The sequence below is a fragment of the Prochlorococcus marinus str. AS9601 genome (genome assembly GCF_000015645.1).
In the GTDB taxonomy this organism is placed as follows: Bacteria; Cyanobacteriota; Cyanobacteriia; order PCC-6307; family Cyanobiaceae; genus Prochlorococcus_A; species Prochlorococcus_A marinus_O.
In genome coordinates this window covers 870,907-887,127 of record NC_008816.1, presented here as the reverse complement: position 1 = coordinate 887,127, position 16,221 = coordinate 870,907, and the positions used below count along the sequence as shown (strand labels likewise).

Genomic DNA, 16,221 nt, shown 5'->3' with positions numbered 1-16,221 from the left:
CTATCTTCCGCCAACAGTGATTGAATCAACCTTAATATGAGGTTGGCCAACAGTTACATTGACACTTCCACTAATGGATCCACAGAATCCGGGAGCTAATTCGAGGTCATTTCCACACATTGATATTTTTGGCATAACTTCTTTGGCCTCACCAATCAAAGTTGCTCCCTTTACTGGATTAGTTAATTTTCCATTTTTAATAAGATATCCTTCTTCAACTGCAAAATTAAATTGTCCGGTAGCACCTACACTACCACCACCCATTGATTTGCAGTAAAGACCATCACTAATACTATTGATTAAATCCTCTTTAGAGTGCTCACCTTTAGCTATATAAGTATTTCTCATTCGTGAAGCAGCAGCAAAAGAATAGTTTTGTCTTCTTCCACTTCCTGTTCTTTTATGGCCAGTTCTTAATTCACCTGCCCTGTCCGATATGAATTTTTTTAAAATCCCATCTTTTATAAGAACTGATTTTTCGGGTTCCATACCTTCATCATCTACTGATAATGAACCAAAGGATCCTTCTGAAATCCCTTCATCTATTGCTGTTACAGATTCATGTGCAATTTTTTCATTCAATTTATTCTCAAATGGTGTTGTTCCTCTCTCTATTTGAGTAGTTTCAAGTAAATGACCGCAGGCTTCGTGGAATATAACACCACCAAATTTATTAGCTAATACAACAGGCATTTGTCCCGCATCAACATAGTCTGCATACAACATGTTCATTGAGCTTTCGAATACATCATTAGCTGCTTTTTCGTGATCCCATAATCTGAATTCAAGAGGCATTCCTGAAGATCCAAATCTTCTACTTCCACTAGATCTATATTGGGCATCACTAGCAATCACGTTGAGCCCAACTGTTTGATGCAACCTAATATCTGAAACATAGGTCCCATCGCTAGAGGCTATGATAACTTCTTGCAGATTTCTTGAGTAACTTCCTTTTCTAGTTATTATTTTATTATTTTTTTTAAGAGACTTTGTACTGACTAATAGTTTTTCACTTATCTCATGAATCGATGGAACTTCATTTATCCATTTTTTTTTGGATAAACTATAGTCCCTGAATTTATCTAAACCGTTAAATACTCCTCTTTTTTTGTTGTCTGTTATGTCTAACATCTCAATAGCCTGAGATACCGATCTCATCAAGCCATGCTTTGTTAAGTCATTTGTACATACAAATCCGTCCTTTTTGTCTTTGAAGATTCTAATACCGGCACCCTTTCCAAATGATGGACTTACACTTGTAATGAAATCCTCTTCAGCTAGCACACTAGAATTATCAGTATTCTCTACAAATATTTCTACAAAATCGGCCCCAAGCTCCATCCCGTAGAAAATAATTTCTTCTAATAAATCTTTATTGCAACTACCAAAAACGATTTCATTTGATTTGATTTGTGACGAAAGCATAAGAGTCTATTAATCTTCTCTGTATAAAAGATTATCTAATCGAAGGTTGGAAATCTTTGCTATCAAGAGGTTTTAATAAGTATAGTCTTAATAACTGGTAACCGTTTGATAAATATTTGGGTAATTTTTTAAAAGTTTTAGATACTTTATTTCCATCACTGTTTGCAATATCGGAAAGAACCTTATTATTCTCTACTATTTTATCTAATCTTCCATAAAAAGAATTATCGTAAACGTCCATTACAACAGGGAAAACTCTAGCTGCAGTTTCATTTGTTTTATTGATAACAAACTGGTCGTAATCTCTGGCATCTAAACCTAATGAACTGTAGAAATCTTTTTTAATTCCCAAATCCCTTGCATACATAGTTGCAAATACAGCTAATAGAAAGAATCTAGACCATAACTTGGATGTTAATGGAAGATTATTCAGAAAATATCTAAACCTATGGAAGTAGTCAAATAATGGGTGTGTAAAAGTAGAGCCGCCAATGGTAATTTTTTTGCTTAAAGATTTAACAGTACGTGGCTGTGCTTTCATTAATGCATCAAAGAAATCCCCATGTCTATTTTCATCTTGACACCAATTTTCAAAGTAATTAAATAGTGGAAAAATTTTGCTATCAGGGTTCTTTTCGAGATGCCTATAAATTGCTATGTATCTCCAATAACCTATTTTTTCGGATAAATAAGTAGCGTAAAAAATACTTCTTGGTGGGAAATAAGTGTAATCTTTATTGGCTGTTAAAAAACCTAAATCTAACTGTAGTCCAAAGTCACTCATTGATTTATTTAAAAAACCTGCATGTCTTGCTTCATCTCTGGCCATATGAGCAAAACATTCAGCAAGTAGAGGGTTTTTGACTTTAATTCTCTTACTAAGTTCCTTATAAAGTAAAAACCCTGAAAACTCTGAAGTACAACTTCCCTCGAGAAAATCAACAAAGAGCTCTCTTGTCTCAGGATCTAATTTTTCTGCAGCGCCTTCAAATTCACTATTTCTTACAAAATGATGTCTATTGTAATCTTTCCTAAATTCCTCACATATAGCTTCCAATTCCTCCTCGTTTATTGATAAATCCATATTTTCCATAGCCTCAAAGTCTGTGGTATAGAATCTTGGGGACAAAATTGTTTCTTTTGCTGGTATCTTTCCATTGTTAATATCTTTTCTATTTTTTGATTCAACAGTTGATTGAGCCATTTTTATCAGGTTTATTAATACTATTATTTACTATGATTTGTATTTTCGAGGGAAAAGTTAACTTGGTGTTATTGTTTTTCTAATTAACTCCTATTAACTTTTGCCCATTCAATCTTTGAAGTACTCTTGAAATAATTAATTTTAGGGTAATCCTTTTTTCGTCAATAAGAAAAGATTCAATAATACTTGGTTTTTGATTAGGTTTTGATAAAGAAATACTTTTTAATGAACTAATGTCATCCTTCTCAAAGGATAACCAAAAGTTACATGTATCTTTAATTTCACAATTTATTACCCAACATTTATCACCAGCAATAGGTCTATTTGTGTTAGTGAGGTTAATATTGTTTATTTCTAATCCTCTTTGATTAATTTCCTCAGTAAGTGAAGGAATTAGGTGTAGGTTAATAAATTCTTGGAAAGGCTTTTTCTCTACTGGGAGTTCTTTTTTGGGTTTTGTTATAGGTTTTTCTGGAGTATTAATTTCATTTTTAATAGCAATTTTAGTAGCAGAATCACCATTTTTATCCAAAATGATAGCTTTTTCTGATTTAGGCTCTTTTATTTCCTCAGAGTTTGATTTAGTAGTTTTGTCAGGTATTTCTTTATTTACTTCATTATTTTTGTCTAAATTTTCTTCCATAAAAAAAACTATTTATTTTATTATAAATTAAAAAAACATTTTTTAATTAATTTATTTTTCTACCAATCATTATCAGCATTATCCCAGTCATCTTTACTATCTTGATTTGAATTACTTTGATCTTTTTTTAAATTATTATCATTCATATTTTTGACTACTCTGTAATTAACAGAAATTGTTGGTTGAGTTTCTCTAATATCTCTTTGTGGGGGCATCTCAACGTTTTGTTCCATTTCTTCTTCATTATTGTTAGATACAAAATCATCTTCCATATTTTCGAAAGTTTTTTTTCTGAAACTTGTACTAGTAATTGTTGTATTCAATAAAGTGCTTACAAATAAACCAGAAAAAAACGAAATACTGATTAACTTACCTATACTTACTTCTTGGAGGGTCCATTTAAAGTATCTAAATGAAGTCTTCTGATTATTATTTGTATATAATAAAATTTGAAAAATAATTATTAAAATAAGTGTTAAAAGTAAATATTTTTTCTTAAACATTATTATAAAAAGTTATCTTAAAATTTTTTTGGTTAATATTTCCATAATATATTTTGTGAATATTTATTTATGTTAATTCTAAATCAATTTGATATTTAAGAATATCGACTTTTATAATTTTTACTTCTATTGCATCACCAACTTTATATGATTTTTTGGATTTTCTTCCAATCAATAGATTTTGTCTTGACCTGTATTCATACCAATCATTATTAAGTGTGCTTACGTGTACTAAACCCTCTACATTTAGTTCTGATATCTCAACAAAGAAACCATATGTTTGCACTGATAAAATAAACCCACTATAAATATTACCTAGTAATTTTTCTGCTTTTCTTACTTTTTTTATATTTATCATATTAGATTTATATTGGTTAACTTTGTACTTAAATTCATTAAGTTTATCTATCACAAACTTGTTAAATAATATTTCTAGATTTTTTGAAATTGATGAATTAAATATATCCCATTTTACTAATTCTATTGAATTACTATCAGATATATTAATTTCATTTATATTATTTTTCTTTGATTTCTTACCATTTATTATCATATTAAAAATACAGTACTGATTTATAAGATTTGAAAAGTCATATCCAGGAATTGTCCATGGAGAAATAAATAATTTTTCTGATTCATCATTATCAGCATCTTTAGATATCAACCTTATTTCATTGTCCTTAAATTCATTAATTAGAAGTTTATGTAAGATTCTTTTTTTATTTTCGTCGTCACATAATTTAATTACTTGGCTAAATGTCAAATTGCCATCTTCATTAAGCTCTAAATCATTATCAATAAATTCTGAATATTTGATAATTTCATTAGCATTAACGTAATCTATTCCATTTGAGATGTATCCTGCACTTTTTAATCCATATTGATTTGAATGTTTGAACCATATTAAATTAGCTTCATAAAGTATTGGTGAAAGGTAAGTTTGGCAATCTTCTTTATTTAATGATTCAAAATATCCTTTTGAATATTCAGCAGGATTGTGAATAAAAAATTCTTCTAGTGCTTCAATCTTATTCAGTGGCGCAGGAATTTCCACCTTACCCTCCAAAAGATGTTTTTCTCTAAATGAACATGAAATTTCTAGTATTTTATCTAAATCGTCGACATATTCCTTTATAGGTTTTAATACCCGAGATGTTATTCTTGATTTGCTTTTTCTAGATAGAAGCGCGTCAGTATGAGCACTTCCAACAATAAGAGTGCATCTTACTAAAGTAAGATGAAATGTCCAATCAATTATTTCATTATCACTATTTAAATTGATACAGAGGCTTATTGCTTCATTTTTTTCACCAATTTTAAATTCAGAATCATTTCTTATGGCTTCACCAAGGTAGTTTTGCCAATCATTTAATAAGGGTAATGATTCAAAGCCTTTGAATAATATTTCTAGAGATTTTTTACTATTTAGATCTACTCTTTCTGCAAGATTATTTGTATGTATCCATAATTTAGTATTTTTATTTTTCCCCTGCTCTATTTGAATCATTGGAGGCATTGGAGAATTATTAGAATTCCAACTTTTGAATAAATAAGAGTTTTTATCTGAAAGGTCTATTCTCTCCCTTTGTTCTATTTTTTTTGATTCAATATGATTTAAATCGTATGATTTGACGATATTGCTTTTAGATAAAACAAAGTCCGTATCATAGTCTTCATTATTATTTAGTTTTAGTTCTTGTATCACATGACCTAGACCTTCTTCTTGACCTATTGGGAATCTATCAATCTCAACTTTTACTATATTCTTATTGTCTGGATTGAAAATGTATTTTTTATTTTCTTTTGGAAGTTTAATTTTAGAAAGGATCCTATCGTCTATTGGGATTGCATATACATCATTGTTTATTATTTCTACTTTAGAAAGAAGTATTTGATTTGATCTTTCAAGAATACAATCAACTATTCCTTCAGGTGATCTTCTTCTATATCCCTCTTTTATTATCCTTACTAAAACTTTATCTCCATTCCATGCATAGTTAAGTAGATTTTCTTTAATGTAGATGTCTTCCTTGTCTTTTCCTCTTACAGCAAAGCAATAGCCTTTGCTACTACATCTTATTTTGGCGACAAGATGATCATTATCCTTTATGCAAGTATATTCATCATTTTCATTTTTATTAATTATCTCAAGTTTTTCTAGAGCTGTTAAAGCAATATCTAATTTATCCTTATCAGATTTCTTTGTTATTTTTAATAATCTGCATAATTTTTTATATTCTAACCCTTCTGACTGATTAAGATTATCAATTATTGAAGATGATGTGAACATGATCTTAGTGTAATTATAAATTAATTTAGAGGGTTATACTTTATTATTACACCTTATTATCCAAGCTTAAAACTAATTATTTTCTTTCTCTTCTTTTTCTTCTTTTTCGATGGTGAAAGAGTTGATAAAAAGCCTTATACCAATGATGAAAAATGTAATGGACGCTATTGACTTAAGAACTACTTCGGGTAAAAAACTTGAAATAGAACCACCTGTTAAAGCTCCTAGTAAACTTGCAAAAACAAGTGCTGAAGACGATCCTAGAAAAACTGCCAATGGTTTATTTGAAGTGCCACTTATAGTTAGAGTAGCTAGTTGAGTTTTGTCACCTAATTCAGCTATGAAAACGGTAAAAAATGTTGATAGTAATAAACTTAAAACCATTTATAAATAATTTTTGAATGTTTCATAAGCTAAAAATATACTTATCAATATCATTAAAGTACCAGTAGATAAAGCAAATTTGCTAGGAGATATTTTTTTTGATACCCATTTACCAATAAGAACTCCTACTATGCTGGAGCTTATTAATGCTAGAGAACTCCCAAAAAAAACAACTATTGGCTTGCCCGATTCAGCAGAAAGCATTAATGTGGCTATCTGAGTTTTATCCCCAAGTTCAGCAATAAAAATTGTTGTAAAAGTCGTTATAAATATTGAAAAAAAACTTTTTTCTAAATTGTTTTCTTTTTTTTCTAATTTACTATTCATTTTCCTGAAACAGCAATTCTAAAAGTTTTCATCTCTTTACTTTGGTATCCATAATTTGATGAAATATGTTGTTTGCAGCAATCTATTAAAAATTTATCACCAGATTTCAAATATCCTTTAAATGAAGTAGAAAATTCACTTACCCGGCAAAAATGTGGTCTGGTTTCATAAATTAAGCATTTTCTATTTTCTCTGTCCAGGTTTTTACACCAACCGTCTTTGGCCGTCATAGAATTTATCAAGGCCTTATCTTCTTTGTTGAGTTTGTTAGCCAAATCGCTTCTTTCGTTCAAGTCGAATTTACAACAAGCTCCACAATTTTCTATACATGTCCATGATTTCATGATTTAATTCAATCTTGTAACGTATTAGTACAGTTTCGACATTTATTTGTAAAAATAGTATCACAAAACATATTCATTAATTATGGCAACACTTATTCCTTTGGCTGTAGTTGCGTTAGCAGGACCAGCAATAATTGCTCTTGTATTTTACCGTAAATAAAAGATATTCTTTTTGGTGACATATCTGGAGGGTGTTTATTGGGATTTAGATGGTACCATCGCAAATACTGAATTAGAGGCCCATTTGCCGGCCTTTAATAATTCTTTTAATGACCTTGGTATTAATTGGAATTGGGATACAAATACATATATAAAACTTCTGAAGATAAATGGGGGTAGAAATAGGATTGCTTATTACGCTAAATCTAATAATGATAATTTCTCAAAAGATTTAATTCTCAAAATTCATGAAACAAAGCAGTATCATTATTTAGAACTTATAAAAAAAAATTGCGTTAGTTTAAAAACTGGAGTTTTTAGATTAATAAATGAATTACATAAAAAAAAAGTAAGACAATTTATTGTTACTTCAAGTTCAAGAATTCAAGTCAATCTACTTGTTGCTTATCTTTTTAATGGCTTCAACCCTTTTGAGTTCATTATTTCAAGTGAAGACGTTGAATTAAAGAAACCAAATCCATTGCCATATTTAAAGGCAATCCAATTGAGTGGTATAAACAAAAACAACTCAATTGTTTTTGAAGACTCCAATCCAGGATTGAAATCTTCCTTGTCAGCTAACTTGCCAACAATTTTTGTTCCCTCAAATATCCCAATTGTTCTTGAAGAAAATATTAAATTAGATTGTATTTTAGACAGTCTTGGTGATCAGAATAATGTGGCAAATGTAATCAAAGGCCCTAAACTAAAAAAATCATATGTTGACTATAACTTTCTATGTGATTATTTAGTCTCTTTTAGTAATGCAAAAAACTAATTTTTCCAGAATTACTTACCAGTTAAATAATTTATTTTTTGGTTTTCTAAGTGATACTTGGAGAACAAAATCTATTAGTCTAATTTCTGTTTTGACAGGTTATTTTTTGTTCGCAAATTTTATTACAAAATTTATATCTGAAGGTAAAAATGAGTTGATTATGGTCCCAATAATTATTATTTTTATTGAAATCATTATAAGAATTAAACCTTCCGCAAGTTCAAAATTTTATTATCTATGGAACGTAGTTGATAAATTAAGAATTGGTGCAATTTATGCCGTTATACTTGAAGCATTTAAATTAGGATCTTAAAAGCTACTCTTCTTCTTCTTCTTCAATAGGATAAACAAATCCTTGAGCTTTACCAGTTAAAACTGATTTACCTAAAGATATAGCTTTTTGAGCTGCAATTGCTGCTTTTCCTTTCCAAACAGCGTGCCTTTGATTTCTTTTGCTCTTTGATTTTTTCTTCTTAGGTACAGCCATTCTGTTTCTTTGTTTCCATATAATAATATAACCTTTAACTGGTTATCTCCAAAACTTTTGAGTATATTTTGTTTATATACGTCAATTTTTTAAATAAGCATATATGCTTTATTAATCACTTATAAAGATTAGTGTTTAGATCAAAATTCTCATATACAGATTCTAAATCAAGTTATTCCGATCTTTTAGAAGATATAGAGACGGGGAAAATAGAATCAATATTTTTCTATCCAAGGCAGAGAGAAATTGATGTTCTGTATATAAATGGCGACAAATTTAAAATACCTATCCTTTACAACGATCAATTAATCCTTGAAAAGGCTACCGAAAATAAGGTAGATCTAACTATTAACAATAGTAGAAAAGAAGCCTCAGCTGCTAATTCATTTGCTTCAATAAGTCTTTTCCTGATTTTCATATTAGCTATAGTCTTAATCTTGAGGAGTACATCAAAATTGGCTTCCAGAGCTTTTGGTTTTACCAAAAATCAAGCTAAATTTTTAACTATTGATGATGTAGAAACGAGATTCGATGATGTAGCTGGTGTCCCTGAAGCCGCTGAGGAATTAAAAGAGGTAATAACATTTTTGAAAGAACCAAAGAAATTTGAAAATCTTGGAGCAAAAGTTCCTAAGGGAGTTCTTCTAATAGGCCCACCAGGAACTGGTAAAACATTATTAGCTAAAGCAATTGCTGGTGAATCAGGAGTGCCTTTTCTCTCAATATCGGCATCAGAGTTTGTAGAACTTTTTGTTGGTGTTGGAGCAAGCCGAGTTCGAGATTTGTTCTCTAAAGCTAAGGAAAAATCTCCTTGTATAATTTTCATTGATGAAATTGATTCCATTGGTAGGCAAAGAGGGTCTGGGATCGGAGGAGGAAACGATGAAAGAGAACAAACCCTTAATCAGCTTCTAACTGAATTAGATGGTTTTGCTGATAATTCTGGGATTATCGTTTTAGCAGCAACAAATAGACCAGATATTTTGGATTCAGCATTATTAAGACCAGGTAGATTTGATAGGAAAATTGAAGTAATGCTTCCAGATTTAGATGGAAGAAAAAAAATTCTTTCAGTTCACTCACTTTCCAAACCACTTTCAAACGAAGTTGACTTAGGATACTGGGCTTCTAGAACAGTTGGATTTTCGGGAGCAGATCTTGCAAACTTGATGAACGAGAGTGCTATTCACTGTGCAAGAGACGAATCTAAATTAATCAGTGATCTTCATATAGAAAATGCGCTTGATAAAATTACTATTGGACTGAGAAGCTCATTAATAACTTCTCCTAATATGAAAAAAATTATTGCTTATAATGAAGTCGGTAGAGCAATTGTATCTGCTGTGAGAAATGGAATTGAATCAGTTGATAAAATTACGATTTTACCTAGATCTGGATCTATAGGAGGATATACAAAAATATGCCCTGACGAAGATGTAATTTCAAGCGGATTGATTTCAAAAAAATTGTTATTTTCAAAAATTGAAATTGCTCTAGCTGGAAGAGCAGCAGAAACGATTGTTTTTGGTGAAGGTGAAATTACACAATGTTCTGTAAATGATATCTCTTATGCGACAAATATCGTAAGGGAAATGGTTACAAAATATGGATTTTCAATTATTGGTCCAATTTCAATGGATTCTGATAATAATGAAATGTATTTAGGAGATGGATTATTTAGAAGAAAGCCTCTGATAGCAGAAAATACCAGTTCTAGAATAGATAATGAAATCATAAATATTTCTAAAATTTCATTAAATAATTCAATAAAAATATTGAAAAAAAATAGAGTCTTACTAGATAAATTAGTTGACATACTTTTAAATCAAGAAACTATAGATAAAGAAGTTTTTAAATCAACAACTTCTAAATTGTTGAAAGTTTGATTTAATTGCTTTAAATTAAAAAAAAATTTTTCTTGATAATTAAAAACAATACAACGAAGTTATTAGTTACACTTTCATTTTTATTTATTCTTCCATTTGTACAAAAACAATGGTTTAATTTGTATTCACTCAATATTAATGATATTTCCTTTTATTTAATCCTTTACTATTTGAGCGGAGCAATATGTCCATCTTTGGTGTATTTAAACTCTTTAAAAAACTATACAGAATATAGTTTTACTAAGGATAAAATCCATAGTAAAAAAATAATTAAAGGAAAAACATTATTATTCTTAGTAGCAATAAATTTAATATTTCTCTCTTTCTTAATAGCTGATTATATATATATAAATTTAGATCTTATAGTTAATTTATTTCTTGAAGGAATTAATGTCCCAAAACCGGATATTCCACATTTATGTTTTTTCATATTTTTAATTTCTATCCTATTAATTTTTAAGAAATCTAGGTTTCTGTTAAAAAAAATAATATTGGTAAATTTTATTTTGATTTCTCTCTATCTTTGGCATCTTCAAATTATTAATATTAATGTTGATGATCAGTTTTATATTTATAGATATTTTGGTTTAAATGACCTAAATTTAATTAATCTTTTTATCCTAGTCGGAATAGAAATTTCTTTTTATACGTGGTCCTTTTTATCATATAAAACTAATTTGAGCGATTGGATCGTGCCCAAACCTCAAAAAGGGGATGTTATCCCCTTTTTGAATATATTTATTTTTTATTTTTTTATAATTATTTACTACTCATTACTTACTTAAATGTTTTTAATTTTCTTATAGCGCAGAAAAATATTCCTTACTACCTTTTGGGTCCTCTAACATTGTTTTCTCCCCAGGGGTCCAGTTTGCTGGACATACTTCATCGGGGTTTGCCGCAACGTATTGATAGCCTTGAAGAATCCTTAGCGTTTCATCGACATTTCTACCTACAGGAGCCTTGTTAACAGTCGTATGCATAACTACTCCTTCGGGATTGATAAGAAATAAACCTCTATCGGCCTCTCCATCATCATTAAGAACATTGTAAGCCTGGCAAATTTCTCTTTTTAAGTCAGAAACTAATGGGTAGTTAATATCACCTATTCCGCCTTCATTTCTTGGGGTTTGTATCCAAGCCAAATGACAGTGTTTGCTATCAACTGACACTCCAAGTATTTCAGTATTAAGAGCTGAGAAATCTTGGTATCTATCACTAAATGCAGTAATTTCAGTTGGACATACAAATGTAAAATCTAGTGGGTAGAAGAATAAAACAACCCATTTACCTCTTAGACCTGAAAGTGTAACCTCCTTAAACTCTTGATCATATACTGCTGTAGCACTAAAGTCTGGTGCTTCTTGGCCAACTCTTAAGCTCATGAAAAAATTTGTCCTTAATTTAAATTATGTATGGTCTTAATGACCGTAGTAAGTATTATAATTTTATTGATAATGAATTAGCAAGTTTTTTTTTAATTCAATGAAATGGCATTATTCCTTTACTAGGAAATTTACAATTTTGAATCACAATAAACTTTTAAAAAATCTCAAAAAGGAATTAATTAAATATCCCATTAACAGGCTTGACAATAAAAATTCTAATTAAAAGAAATTTTATTTTATTTAAGATTCCTTAAAATTTATCTCTCTATAATTAGTAATATTCTTTTAAATATTTTTAATTTATGGCTAAATATATTGAAAGACTAAAGGAAAAAATTAAAATAAAAAAATTTGATACTAATCAGCCAATTGGAGCTTGGATTTTCGTTGTAATTTTGAATATAGTTGGATTTGCGGGTTATTTTTACTTAAAGGTAAATCATATACAACTAGGTAGTTAAAAACTTATCTTATTTCCTTCTTAATTGAGCGACAAAAATTTTTTAGTCTTTCATCCCTCGTTAAGTCAGGTAAAGTCCAAATTGATTCCGTCTCAGGTAATGGATCTTTGCTCCATTCTTTGAATTCTTCTATTATCGAAGCATTATTTAATTTTGTTGTATACTTTTTTCGTTTTTTTAAATATTTTCTGATCACTGTAAGATTTGTCTTTATATATTCCCTCATAAAAAATAATAAGTCTTATATTAATTTATCATTTAGGAAGTTCTAGTTCTGCTTTAAAGAAAAGATTAATTAGACATTTTGAACTGCTTGAAAAAGTCCAAACGAATAACCTCCAATTAGAATCCAGCCAAGTACGCTTGATATTATTGTAGATCTTCTATTATGTCTCCTTAAAGCTGATTCAATCATCTCATTAACTTCATCTCTATTAAGGTATTCTTTCTTAGAATTTTTTTTCATTTTTTTCTTTTTACAATAAACGAATTTAAAAGAAAGTGAGCTTATGATATTTTCTTATAAGTAAAAGTTTTATTTTTGATGATTTTATAAATATTTTTTATAATTAGCATAAAACATATAATTAAGTTCTTAAAATTATTAGATAAAGTATTTAAATTGAAGGATCAAAGCTTTTTATACAATTAATGAATATTAATGATAAATCTGTTTTAGAAATGCTTAATAAACTTATTATTATTAATAGGCTAAATAAAAGTCAAATTCTTCAAATGGTTAATTTAGCTTCAATATCAAATGATATCAATGATTTAAAGGATAACTTGAAATGGGAAAGTTCTAAATCATTTAATCAAAATATTTAAAATACAAAAACTAATTTTTTATAATTATGAATTCTTGGAATTTACAAGAGAGATGCTTAAGTTAATTCAATTAATTAAGAGTCTTAAAAATAATTTATATAAGCTATTCAAATAAATTTTTGATAGTAATTTTCCTTATAAGAAACTTGCTCTTGATTACTATAATTAAGCGATGTTTTCTTATCCTTGCTAAATGATTTTATTAATATTGTAGAAGTGATTATTATTATTAGTATTATTAGTAAATCTCCAACAGTAATCCCTCTCTCCTTTAGATTCATGATAAAACATATATTTTGTTTAAATATAGCCTTTATTATTTAATAAACTAATATTTTTTACAAACGTGCTAAAAACATATATGAAGGAAATATAAAAAGATTATAAAAATATTGAGACTATAACCTTTTAAGTCATATAAAAAAAATAGATAAATTGATTATATGGAAGTCAAAAAAAAAATTAGTAGTTCTAACACTCCTTATTTTTTCTCTAAAGAGATGATTATCACAAAAAAATCACTTAACGAAAATCAACTCAAATTTACTTATCAAAAACAGTTAATCTCAGATCTAGATAATAAGCACAAGGAATGGTCAAAATCGATTAACAGTAAATTTTAAAAGCTTTCGTTGATTATATTTAAAAGTTTATTTCTTTTAATTGTATTTTTTTCTTCCCAATTAAGTGTTACTTCATCATTAATGATAGGTTTTGCTTCATAAGCTAGATACCAAAGAATAAATCCGACAGGAAATAATAAAATATGCATAGCAAAATTAGTTGACTTAAATCAAATATAGTGCAACACTTATAATGTGCAAGTGTCACACTAATTTTTTTTTATTATGCCCTCTCCGAGGAAAAGAATTGGTTTTTTGCCAAGTGAAGAAGTGCATGAAATTATTGAAAAATTGTGCACAGCTAATGAGTTTAGTCAGTCAAAAGTCACAGGATTATTGGTTGAGGAAGCGTTAAGGTCTAGAGGTGTGTTAAATAAATCTTATGGTCAAAATCAGAATAATAATAATGATTTAATAAACTTTTCTTTTGATCACGAATCATTTTCTGAAAATAATAGTTCTTCACTTAATGTGGACGAATATGCAGTTGATAAAAAAGTATTATCTGATGATATCAAAATGATGCATGAATTTATTGAGTTTAAGTATTTTAAGAAAATTATGAAGCGAAATAACAACATTATTAAATAAATAGTGTCACACTATTAATGTTTATATAAGAATGCTTTTCAGTGGAATTTAGAAATTATGCAGAGATAAATATTTTTTAAGATTTCTAATCGATTTCTTAAAGAAGGATATAAAACAAATTGAATCTTTAAAAATTCAGCGGACTAAATCCTCGTGGAGATATGAACCTTAGCCCGCTTTAAAAAAATAGCAATAAAAAAATATAATTACAACAAGTATGTAAATTTACTTTTGATTTAGAATTGGATTATAAAAACTCTATATATTAATGGCTGTAAGTGAATTAAATGAAGATACACAGGATCAAATATGTGATCTTCTTGAAAATCTTCAGCAAATAGAGAAACTTAAAAATAAAGATATACGAATTTTGCTTGATAAGGTAGTAAGAAAATATGGAGGAAAAGTAGTAAATAAATGAAACATCTATTAATCCCACTATTAGTTTTACTTCCTTTACCAAGTGTCGTAAATAGCTCCCACTTAAATAATCAGAGAGAACTTATAGTCACCTCAGAAAGCACTAGGGAATCAATCGAGTTAGCAAAATACCTTAAAGATAGTGGTGTAGTTAAATATTCAGCATATTGGTGTCCTAATTGCCTTAATCAAAGTGAATTATTTGGTAAGCAAGCTTATAGAGAACTTAATGTGGTTGAATGTGCAAGAGATGGCATAAACAGTCAAACTCAGTTATGTATTGATAAAAAAATTAAAGGGTTTCCCACATGGGAAATAAATGGAAACCTAATTTTAGGTGTACTTTCTCTAAAAGAGTTATCAAAGTTGACTGGATTTAAGAATTAAGGAAAATGTAAGATGATTAATGGCTAGATATTAAAGGTTAGTTCTTGAGTACCTTTCATACATCCTCCACCAGTTGGATAGTTAAATACTTTTTTTGATATTAATCCAATACTTATAGCAACTATTCCAATACCAAATAAAGCTATTGATCTTTTGCTTGTGATGAGATATTTCATTGGGTCTTTATTAAGTAATAAATATCAGGGACTATTAAACTGTAACCTGGAATTTTTTGTTAAAAAAAAACAAGTAACCCTAAATCTATAATTTTTTAAAACAAGTTTTAGATATTAGATATCTTGATAATCCTTAATCAATAAATGCTTATATATCTTTTTTCAGAATTTTTAGTTTGTATTTGACAGTCTTTTTATAATTAAAATGAGACTTTTATTTTTTTTATGAAAAATAAAGAATTTAATGTAACTCAAGGAATGGCTTTGTTACTTTTGAAGCCATTAAATTTACCCGCTAACTACGTCCTAAATCTCATAATTTATATAACTAATCCTAGTAACAATATTGGATACTAGTAGTCTTCCCAAACTGGTTTGGTTCTCCTCCAACCTTGAGCGATTAACTTTCTCCATTCATCTCTAGCTTTATCAACTTTAAGTTCTTCTCTGGTTGTCATAACAGGTGGTTCTTTTCCTAAAACACCAAGAATTTTTCCAGAGTCTATAAACATATATTCAAAAAATTTATCTTTATTTTGATTATTCTTTGAAAACCTTTTAACCCTTGAACGATTCGAATTTATAAGCCAATAATTTTCTGTCAATCTTACTTATTTTATGTTTTCTCAATTGGAGCCATTGTTAATCCTTTGCTGAATAGTTGCTCATGATACAGCTCTGCTTGCTCAAGATTACCTCTCCACACCTCTGCAGATCCTGTCTTGTCAACTTTAATGGTTAGATCCCATGCCCTTTGTTCACTCATGCTTGGAATTATTGTTAGAAGACAATTTGCGACATGTTGAAAAGTATTAAAATTGTCATCAAGAACTATAACTCTTGCTTCTGGATATTTTGCTTTAGATTTTTTTGGTTCTAAGACTGTCCCGAGTGAATTAACCATTATTGTCTTTAAT

26 protein-coding genes are annotated in these 16,221 nt (G+C 28.7%); 10 read left to right on the top strand and 16 right to left on the bottom strand.

Features of this window, described 5'->3' with window-relative positions:
* From A9601_RS14010 to A9601_RS13975, 8 genes are all read right to left on the bottom strand, one after another.
* Positions 1-1,425, bottom strand: a complete 1,425-nt coding sequence (locus A9601_RS14010; protein WP_011818462.1) for a TldD/PmbA family protein — start codon at positions 1,423-1,425, stop codon at positions 1-3.
* 31 nt (positions 1,426-1,456) lie between these two features.
* Positions 1,457-2,629, bottom strand: coding sequence for a magnesium-protoporphyrin IX monomethyl ester (oxidative) cyclase (gene acsF / locus A9601_RS14005; protein ID WP_011818461.1), 1,173 nt, complete (start codon positions 2,627-2,629; stop codon positions 1,457-1,459).
* 79 nt (positions 2,630-2,708) lie between these two features.
* Positions 2,709-3,272, bottom strand: a complete 564-nt coding sequence (locus A9601_RS14000; protein WP_011818460.1) for a DUF2996 domain-containing protein — start codon at positions 3,270-3,272, stop codon at positions 2,709-2,711.
* 59 nt (positions 3,273-3,331) lie between these two features.
* Entirely contained in the window at positions 3,332-3,595 is a 264-nt protein-coding gene (locus A9601_RS18890; RefSeq protein ID WP_225866239.1) for a hypothetical protein, read from the bottom strand.
* A 247-nt stretch (positions 3,596-3,842) separates the two neighbouring features.
* Entirely contained in the window at positions 3,843-6,065 is a 2,223-nt protein-coding gene (locus tag A9601_RS13990) for an RNB domain-containing ribonuclease (RefSeq protein ID WP_011818458.1), read from the bottom strand.
* 72 nt (positions 6,066-6,137) lie between these two features.
* The gene (locus tag A9601_RS13985; protein WP_011818457.1) at positions 6,138-6,449 is read right to left on the bottom strand and encodes a TMEM165/GDT1 family protein; all 312 of its coding nucleotides are present in this window, start codon (positions 6,447-6,449) and stop codon (positions 6,138-6,140) included.
* The gene (locus tag A9601_RS13980) at positions 6,450-6,776 is read right to left on the bottom strand and encodes a TMEM165/GDT1 family protein (RefSeq protein WP_011818456.1); all 327 of its coding nucleotides are present in this window, start codon (positions 6,774-6,776) and stop codon (positions 6,450-6,452) included.
* Positions 6,773-7,120 carry a YkgJ family cysteine cluster protein gene (locus tag A9601_RS13975; protein ID WP_011818455.1) on the bottom strand — a complete coding sequence of 116 codons (348 nt, stop codon included), beginning with the start codon at positions 7,118-7,120 and terminating at the stop codon, positions 6,773-6,775. The genes A9601_RS13980 and A9601_RS13975 overlap by 4 nt, the downstream gene beginning before the upstream one ends.
* An 82-nt stretch (positions 7,121-7,202) precedes the next feature.
* Here A9601_RS13975 and psb30 point away from each other — a divergent pair, with 82 nt between their 5' ends.
* Genes psb30 through A9601_RS13965 form a run of 3 tightly spaced genes read left to right on the top strand, consistent with a single transcriptional unit; the run spans position 7,203 to position 8,370 of the window.
* Entirely contained in the window at positions 7,203-7,280 is a 78-nt protein-coding gene (gene psb30 / locus A9601_RS18995) for a photosystem II reaction center protein Ycf12/Psb30 (RefSeq protein ID WP_144010216.1), read from the top strand.
* Between the two features lie 15 nt (positions 7,281-7,295).
* Positions 7,296-8,057, top strand: coding sequence for an HAD-IA family hydrolase (locus tag A9601_RS13970; protein WP_011818454.1), 762 nt, complete (start codon positions 7,296-7,298; stop codon positions 8,055-8,057).
* Entirely contained in the window at positions 8,044-8,370 is a 327-nt protein-coding gene (locus tag A9601_RS13965) for a DUF565 domain-containing protein (protein WP_011818453.1), read from the top strand. Before A9601_RS13970 ends, A9601_RS13965 begins: the two co-directional genes overlap by 14 nt.
* Before the next feature lie 3 nt (positions 8,371-8,373).
* On the opposite strand, the gene rpmF is transcribed toward A9601_RS13965, so the two are convergent.
* The gene (gene rpmF / locus A9601_RS13960; RefSeq protein ID WP_002805281.1) at positions 8,374-8,544 is read right to left on the bottom strand and encodes a 50S ribosomal protein L32; all 171 of its coding nucleotides are present in this window, start codon (positions 8,542-8,544) and stop codon (positions 8,374-8,376) included.
* A 131-nt stretch (positions 8,545-8,675) separates the two neighbouring features.
* Here rpmF and ftsH point away from each other — a divergent pair, with 131 nt between their 5' ends.
* Positions 8,676-10,430 carry an ATP-dependent zinc metalloprotease FtsH gene (ftsH, locus tag A9601_RS13955; RefSeq protein WP_011818452.1) on the top strand — a complete coding sequence of 585 codons (1,755 nt, stop codon included), beginning with the start codon at positions 8,676-8,678 and terminating at the stop codon, positions 10,428-10,430.
* 800 nt (positions 10,431-11,230) lie between these two features.
* On the opposite strand, the gene A9601_RS13945 is transcribed toward ftsH, so the two are convergent.
* Complete coding sequence (locus A9601_RS13945; RefSeq protein WP_011818450.1) at positions 11,231-11,815, bottom strand: peroxiredoxin; 585 nt, start codon at positions 11,813-11,815, stop codon at positions 11,231-11,233.
* Positions 11,816-12,120: 305 nt separating this feature from the next.
* Between A9601_RS13945 and A9601_RS18655 the strand changes: the two genes are divergently transcribed.
* On the top strand, positions 12,121-12,279 hold the full coding sequence (locus tag A9601_RS18655) for a hypothetical protein (RefSeq protein ID WP_011818449.1): 159 nt from the start codon (positions 12,121-12,123) through the stop codon (positions 12,277-12,279).
* A 4-nt stretch (positions 12,280-12,283) separates the two neighbouring features.
* On the opposite strand, the gene A9601_RS13940 is transcribed toward A9601_RS18655, so the two are convergent.
* A complete protein-coding gene (locus A9601_RS13940) occupies positions 12,284-12,505 on the bottom strand; it encodes a hypothetical protein (RefSeq protein WP_011818448.1) in 222 nt (73 codons plus the stop codon).
* A gap of 69 nt (positions 12,506-12,574) precedes the next feature.
* Positions 12,575-12,745, bottom strand: a complete 171-nt coding sequence (locus tag A9601_RS18650) for a hypothetical protein (RefSeq protein WP_011818447.1) — start codon at positions 12,743-12,745, stop codon at positions 12,575-12,577.
* A 185-nt stretch (positions 12,746-12,930) separates the two neighbouring features.
* On the opposite strand from A9601_RS18650, the gene A9601_RS18645 reads away from it, so the two are divergent.
* The gene (locus A9601_RS18645; RefSeq protein ID WP_011818446.1) at positions 12,931-13,107 is read left to right on the top strand and encodes a hypothetical protein; all 177 of its coding nucleotides are present in this window, start codon (positions 12,931-12,933) and stop codon (positions 13,105-13,107) included.
* A gap of 619 nt (positions 13,108-13,726) precedes the next feature.
* Here A9601_RS18645 and A9601_RS18640 read toward each other — a convergent pair.
* On the bottom strand, positions 13,727-13,879 hold the full coding sequence (locus A9601_RS18640) for a hypothetical protein (RefSeq protein WP_011818444.1): 153 nt from the start codon (positions 13,877-13,879) through the stop codon (positions 13,727-13,729).
* A gap of 76 nt (positions 13,880-13,955) precedes the next feature.
* On the opposite strand from A9601_RS18640, the gene A9601_RS13930 reads away from it, so the two are divergent.
* From A9601_RS13930 to A9601_RS13925, 3 genes are all read left to right on the top strand, one after another.
* The gene (locus A9601_RS13930; protein ID WP_011818443.1) at positions 13,956-14,321 is read left to right on the top strand and encodes a hypothetical protein; all 366 of its coding nucleotides are present in this window, start codon (positions 13,956-13,958) and stop codon (positions 14,319-14,321) included.
* Positions 14,322-14,589: 268 nt separating this feature from the next.
* On the top strand, positions 14,590-14,742 hold the full coding sequence (locus A9601_RS18635; RefSeq protein WP_011818442.1) for a hypothetical protein: 153 nt from the start codon (positions 14,590-14,592) through the stop codon (positions 14,740-14,742).
* Positions 14,739-15,128 carry a hypothetical protein gene (locus A9601_RS13925; RefSeq protein WP_011818441.1) on the top strand — a complete coding sequence of 130 codons (390 nt, stop codon included), beginning with the start codon at positions 14,739-14,741 and terminating at the stop codon, positions 15,126-15,128. The genes A9601_RS18635 and A9601_RS13925 overlap by 4 nt, the downstream gene beginning before the upstream one ends.
* A 23-nt stretch (positions 15,129-15,151) precedes the next feature.
* On the opposite strand, the gene A9601_RS18630 is transcribed toward A9601_RS13925, so the two are convergent.
* Positions 15,152-15,304 carry a hypothetical protein gene (locus tag A9601_RS18630; RefSeq protein ID WP_011818440.1) on the bottom strand — a complete coding sequence of 51 codons (153 nt, stop codon included), beginning with the start codon at positions 15,302-15,304 and terminating at the stop codon, positions 15,152-15,154.
* 225 nt (positions 15,305-15,529) lie between these two features.
* Here A9601_RS18630 and A9601_RS18935 point away from each other — a divergent pair, with 225 nt between their 5' ends.
* Positions 15,530-15,661, top strand: coding sequence for a hypothetical protein (locus tag A9601_RS18935; protein ID WP_257008952.1), 132 nt, complete (start codon positions 15,530-15,532; stop codon positions 15,659-15,661).
* Here the strand turns inward: A9601_RS18935 and A9601_RS13920 are convergent.
* The gene (locus tag A9601_RS13920) at positions 15,658-15,909 is read right to left on the bottom strand and encodes a DUF1651 domain-containing protein (RefSeq protein ID WP_011818439.1); all 252 of its coding nucleotides are present in this window, start codon (positions 15,907-15,909) and stop codon (positions 15,658-15,660) included. The two genes, A9601_RS18935 and A9601_RS13920, sit on opposite strands and share 4 nt — an antisense overlap.
* An 11-nt stretch (positions 15,910-15,920) precedes the next feature.
* Positions 15,921-16,208 (bottom strand): ATP-dependent Clp protease adapter ClpS, encoded by a 288-nt coding sequence (gene clpS, locus A9601_RS13915; protein WP_011818438.1) that lies wholly within the window; start codon positions 16,206-16,208, stop codon positions 15,921-15,923.
* Positions 16,209-16,221: the final 13 nt, after the last annotated feature.

Coding starts and splice junctions, on each gene's coding strand:
- A9601_RS14010 (WP_011818462.1), bottom strand. CDS start 1,425: ATGCTTTCGTCACAAATCAAATCAAATGAAATCGTTTTTGGTAGTTGC.
- acsF (WP_011818461.1), bottom strand. CDS start 2,629: ATGGCTCAATCAACTGTTGAATCAAAAAATAGAAAAGATATTAACAAT.
- A9601_RS14000 (WP_011818460.1), bottom strand. CDS start 3,272: ATGGAAGAAAATTTAGACAAAAATAATGAAGTAAATAAAGAAATACCT.
- A9601_RS13990 (WP_011818458.1), bottom strand. CDS start 6,065: ATGTTCACATCATCTTCAATAATTGATAATCTTAATCAGTCAGAAGGG.
- A9601_RS13985 (WP_011818457.1), bottom strand. CDS start 6,449: ATGGTTTTAAGTTTATTACTATCAACATTTTTTACCGTTTTCATAGCT.
- A9601_RS13980 (WP_011818456.1), bottom strand. CDS start 6,776: ATGAATAGTAAATTAGAAAAAAAAGAAAACAATTTAGAAAAAAGTTTT.
- A9601_RS13975 (WP_011818455.1), bottom strand. CDS start 7,120: ATGAAATCATGGACATGTATAGAAAATTGTGGAGCTTGTTGTAAATTC.
- psb30 (WP_144010216.1), top strand. CDS start 7,203: ATGGCAACACTTATTCCTTTGGCTGTAGTTGCGTTAGCAGGACCAGCA.
- A9601_RS13965 (WP_011818453.1), top strand. CDS start 8,044: ATGCAAAAAACTAATTTTTCCAGAATTACTTACCAGTTAAATAATTTA.
- rpmF (WP_002805281.1), bottom strand. CDS start 8,544: ATGGCTGTACCTAAGAAGAAAAAATCAAAGAGCAAAAGAAATCAAAGG.
- A9601_RS13945 (WP_011818450.1), bottom strand. CDS start 11,815: ATGAGCTTAAGAGTTGGCCAAGAAGCACCAGACTTTAGTGCTACAGCA.
- A9601_RS18655 (WP_011818449.1), top strand. CDS start 12,121: ATGGCTAAATATATTGAAAGACTAAAGGAAAAAATTAAAATAAAAAAA.
- A9601_RS13940 (WP_011818448.1), bottom strand. CDS start 12,505: ATGAGGGAATATATAAAGACAAATCTTACAGTGATCAGAAAATATTTA.
- A9601_RS18650 (WP_011818447.1), bottom strand. CDS start 12,745: ATGAAAAAAAATTCTAAGAAAGAATACCTTAATAGAGATGAAGTTAAT.
- A9601_RS18645 (WP_011818446.1), top strand. CDS start 12,931: ATGAATATTAATGATAAATCTGTTTTAGAAATGCTTAATAAACTTATT.
- A9601_RS18640 (WP_011818444.1), bottom strand. CDS start 13,879: ATGCATATTTTATTATTTCCTGTCGGATTTATTCTTTGGTATCTAGCT.
- A9601_RS13930 (WP_011818443.1), top strand. CDS start 13,956: ATGCCCTCTCCGAGGAAAAGAATTGGTTTTTTGCCAAGTGAAGAAGTG.
- A9601_RS18635 (WP_011818442.1), top strand. CDS start 14,590: ATGGCTGTAAGTGAATTAAATGAAGATACACAGGATCAAATATGTGAT.
- A9601_RS13925 (WP_011818441.1), top strand. CDS start 14,739: ATGAAACATCTATTAATCCCACTATTAGTTTTACTTCCTTTACCAAGT.
- A9601_RS18630 (WP_011818440.1), bottom strand. CDS start 15,304: ATGAAATATCTCATCACAAGCAAAAGATCAATAGCTTTATTTGGTATT.
- A9601_RS18935 (WP_257008952.1), top strand. CDS start 15,530: ATGAAAAATAAAGAATTTAATGTAACTCAAGGAATGGCTTTGTTACTT.
- clpS (WP_011818438.1), bottom strand. CDS start 16,208: ATGGTTAATTCACTCGGGACAGTCTTAGAACCAAAAAAATCTAAAGCA.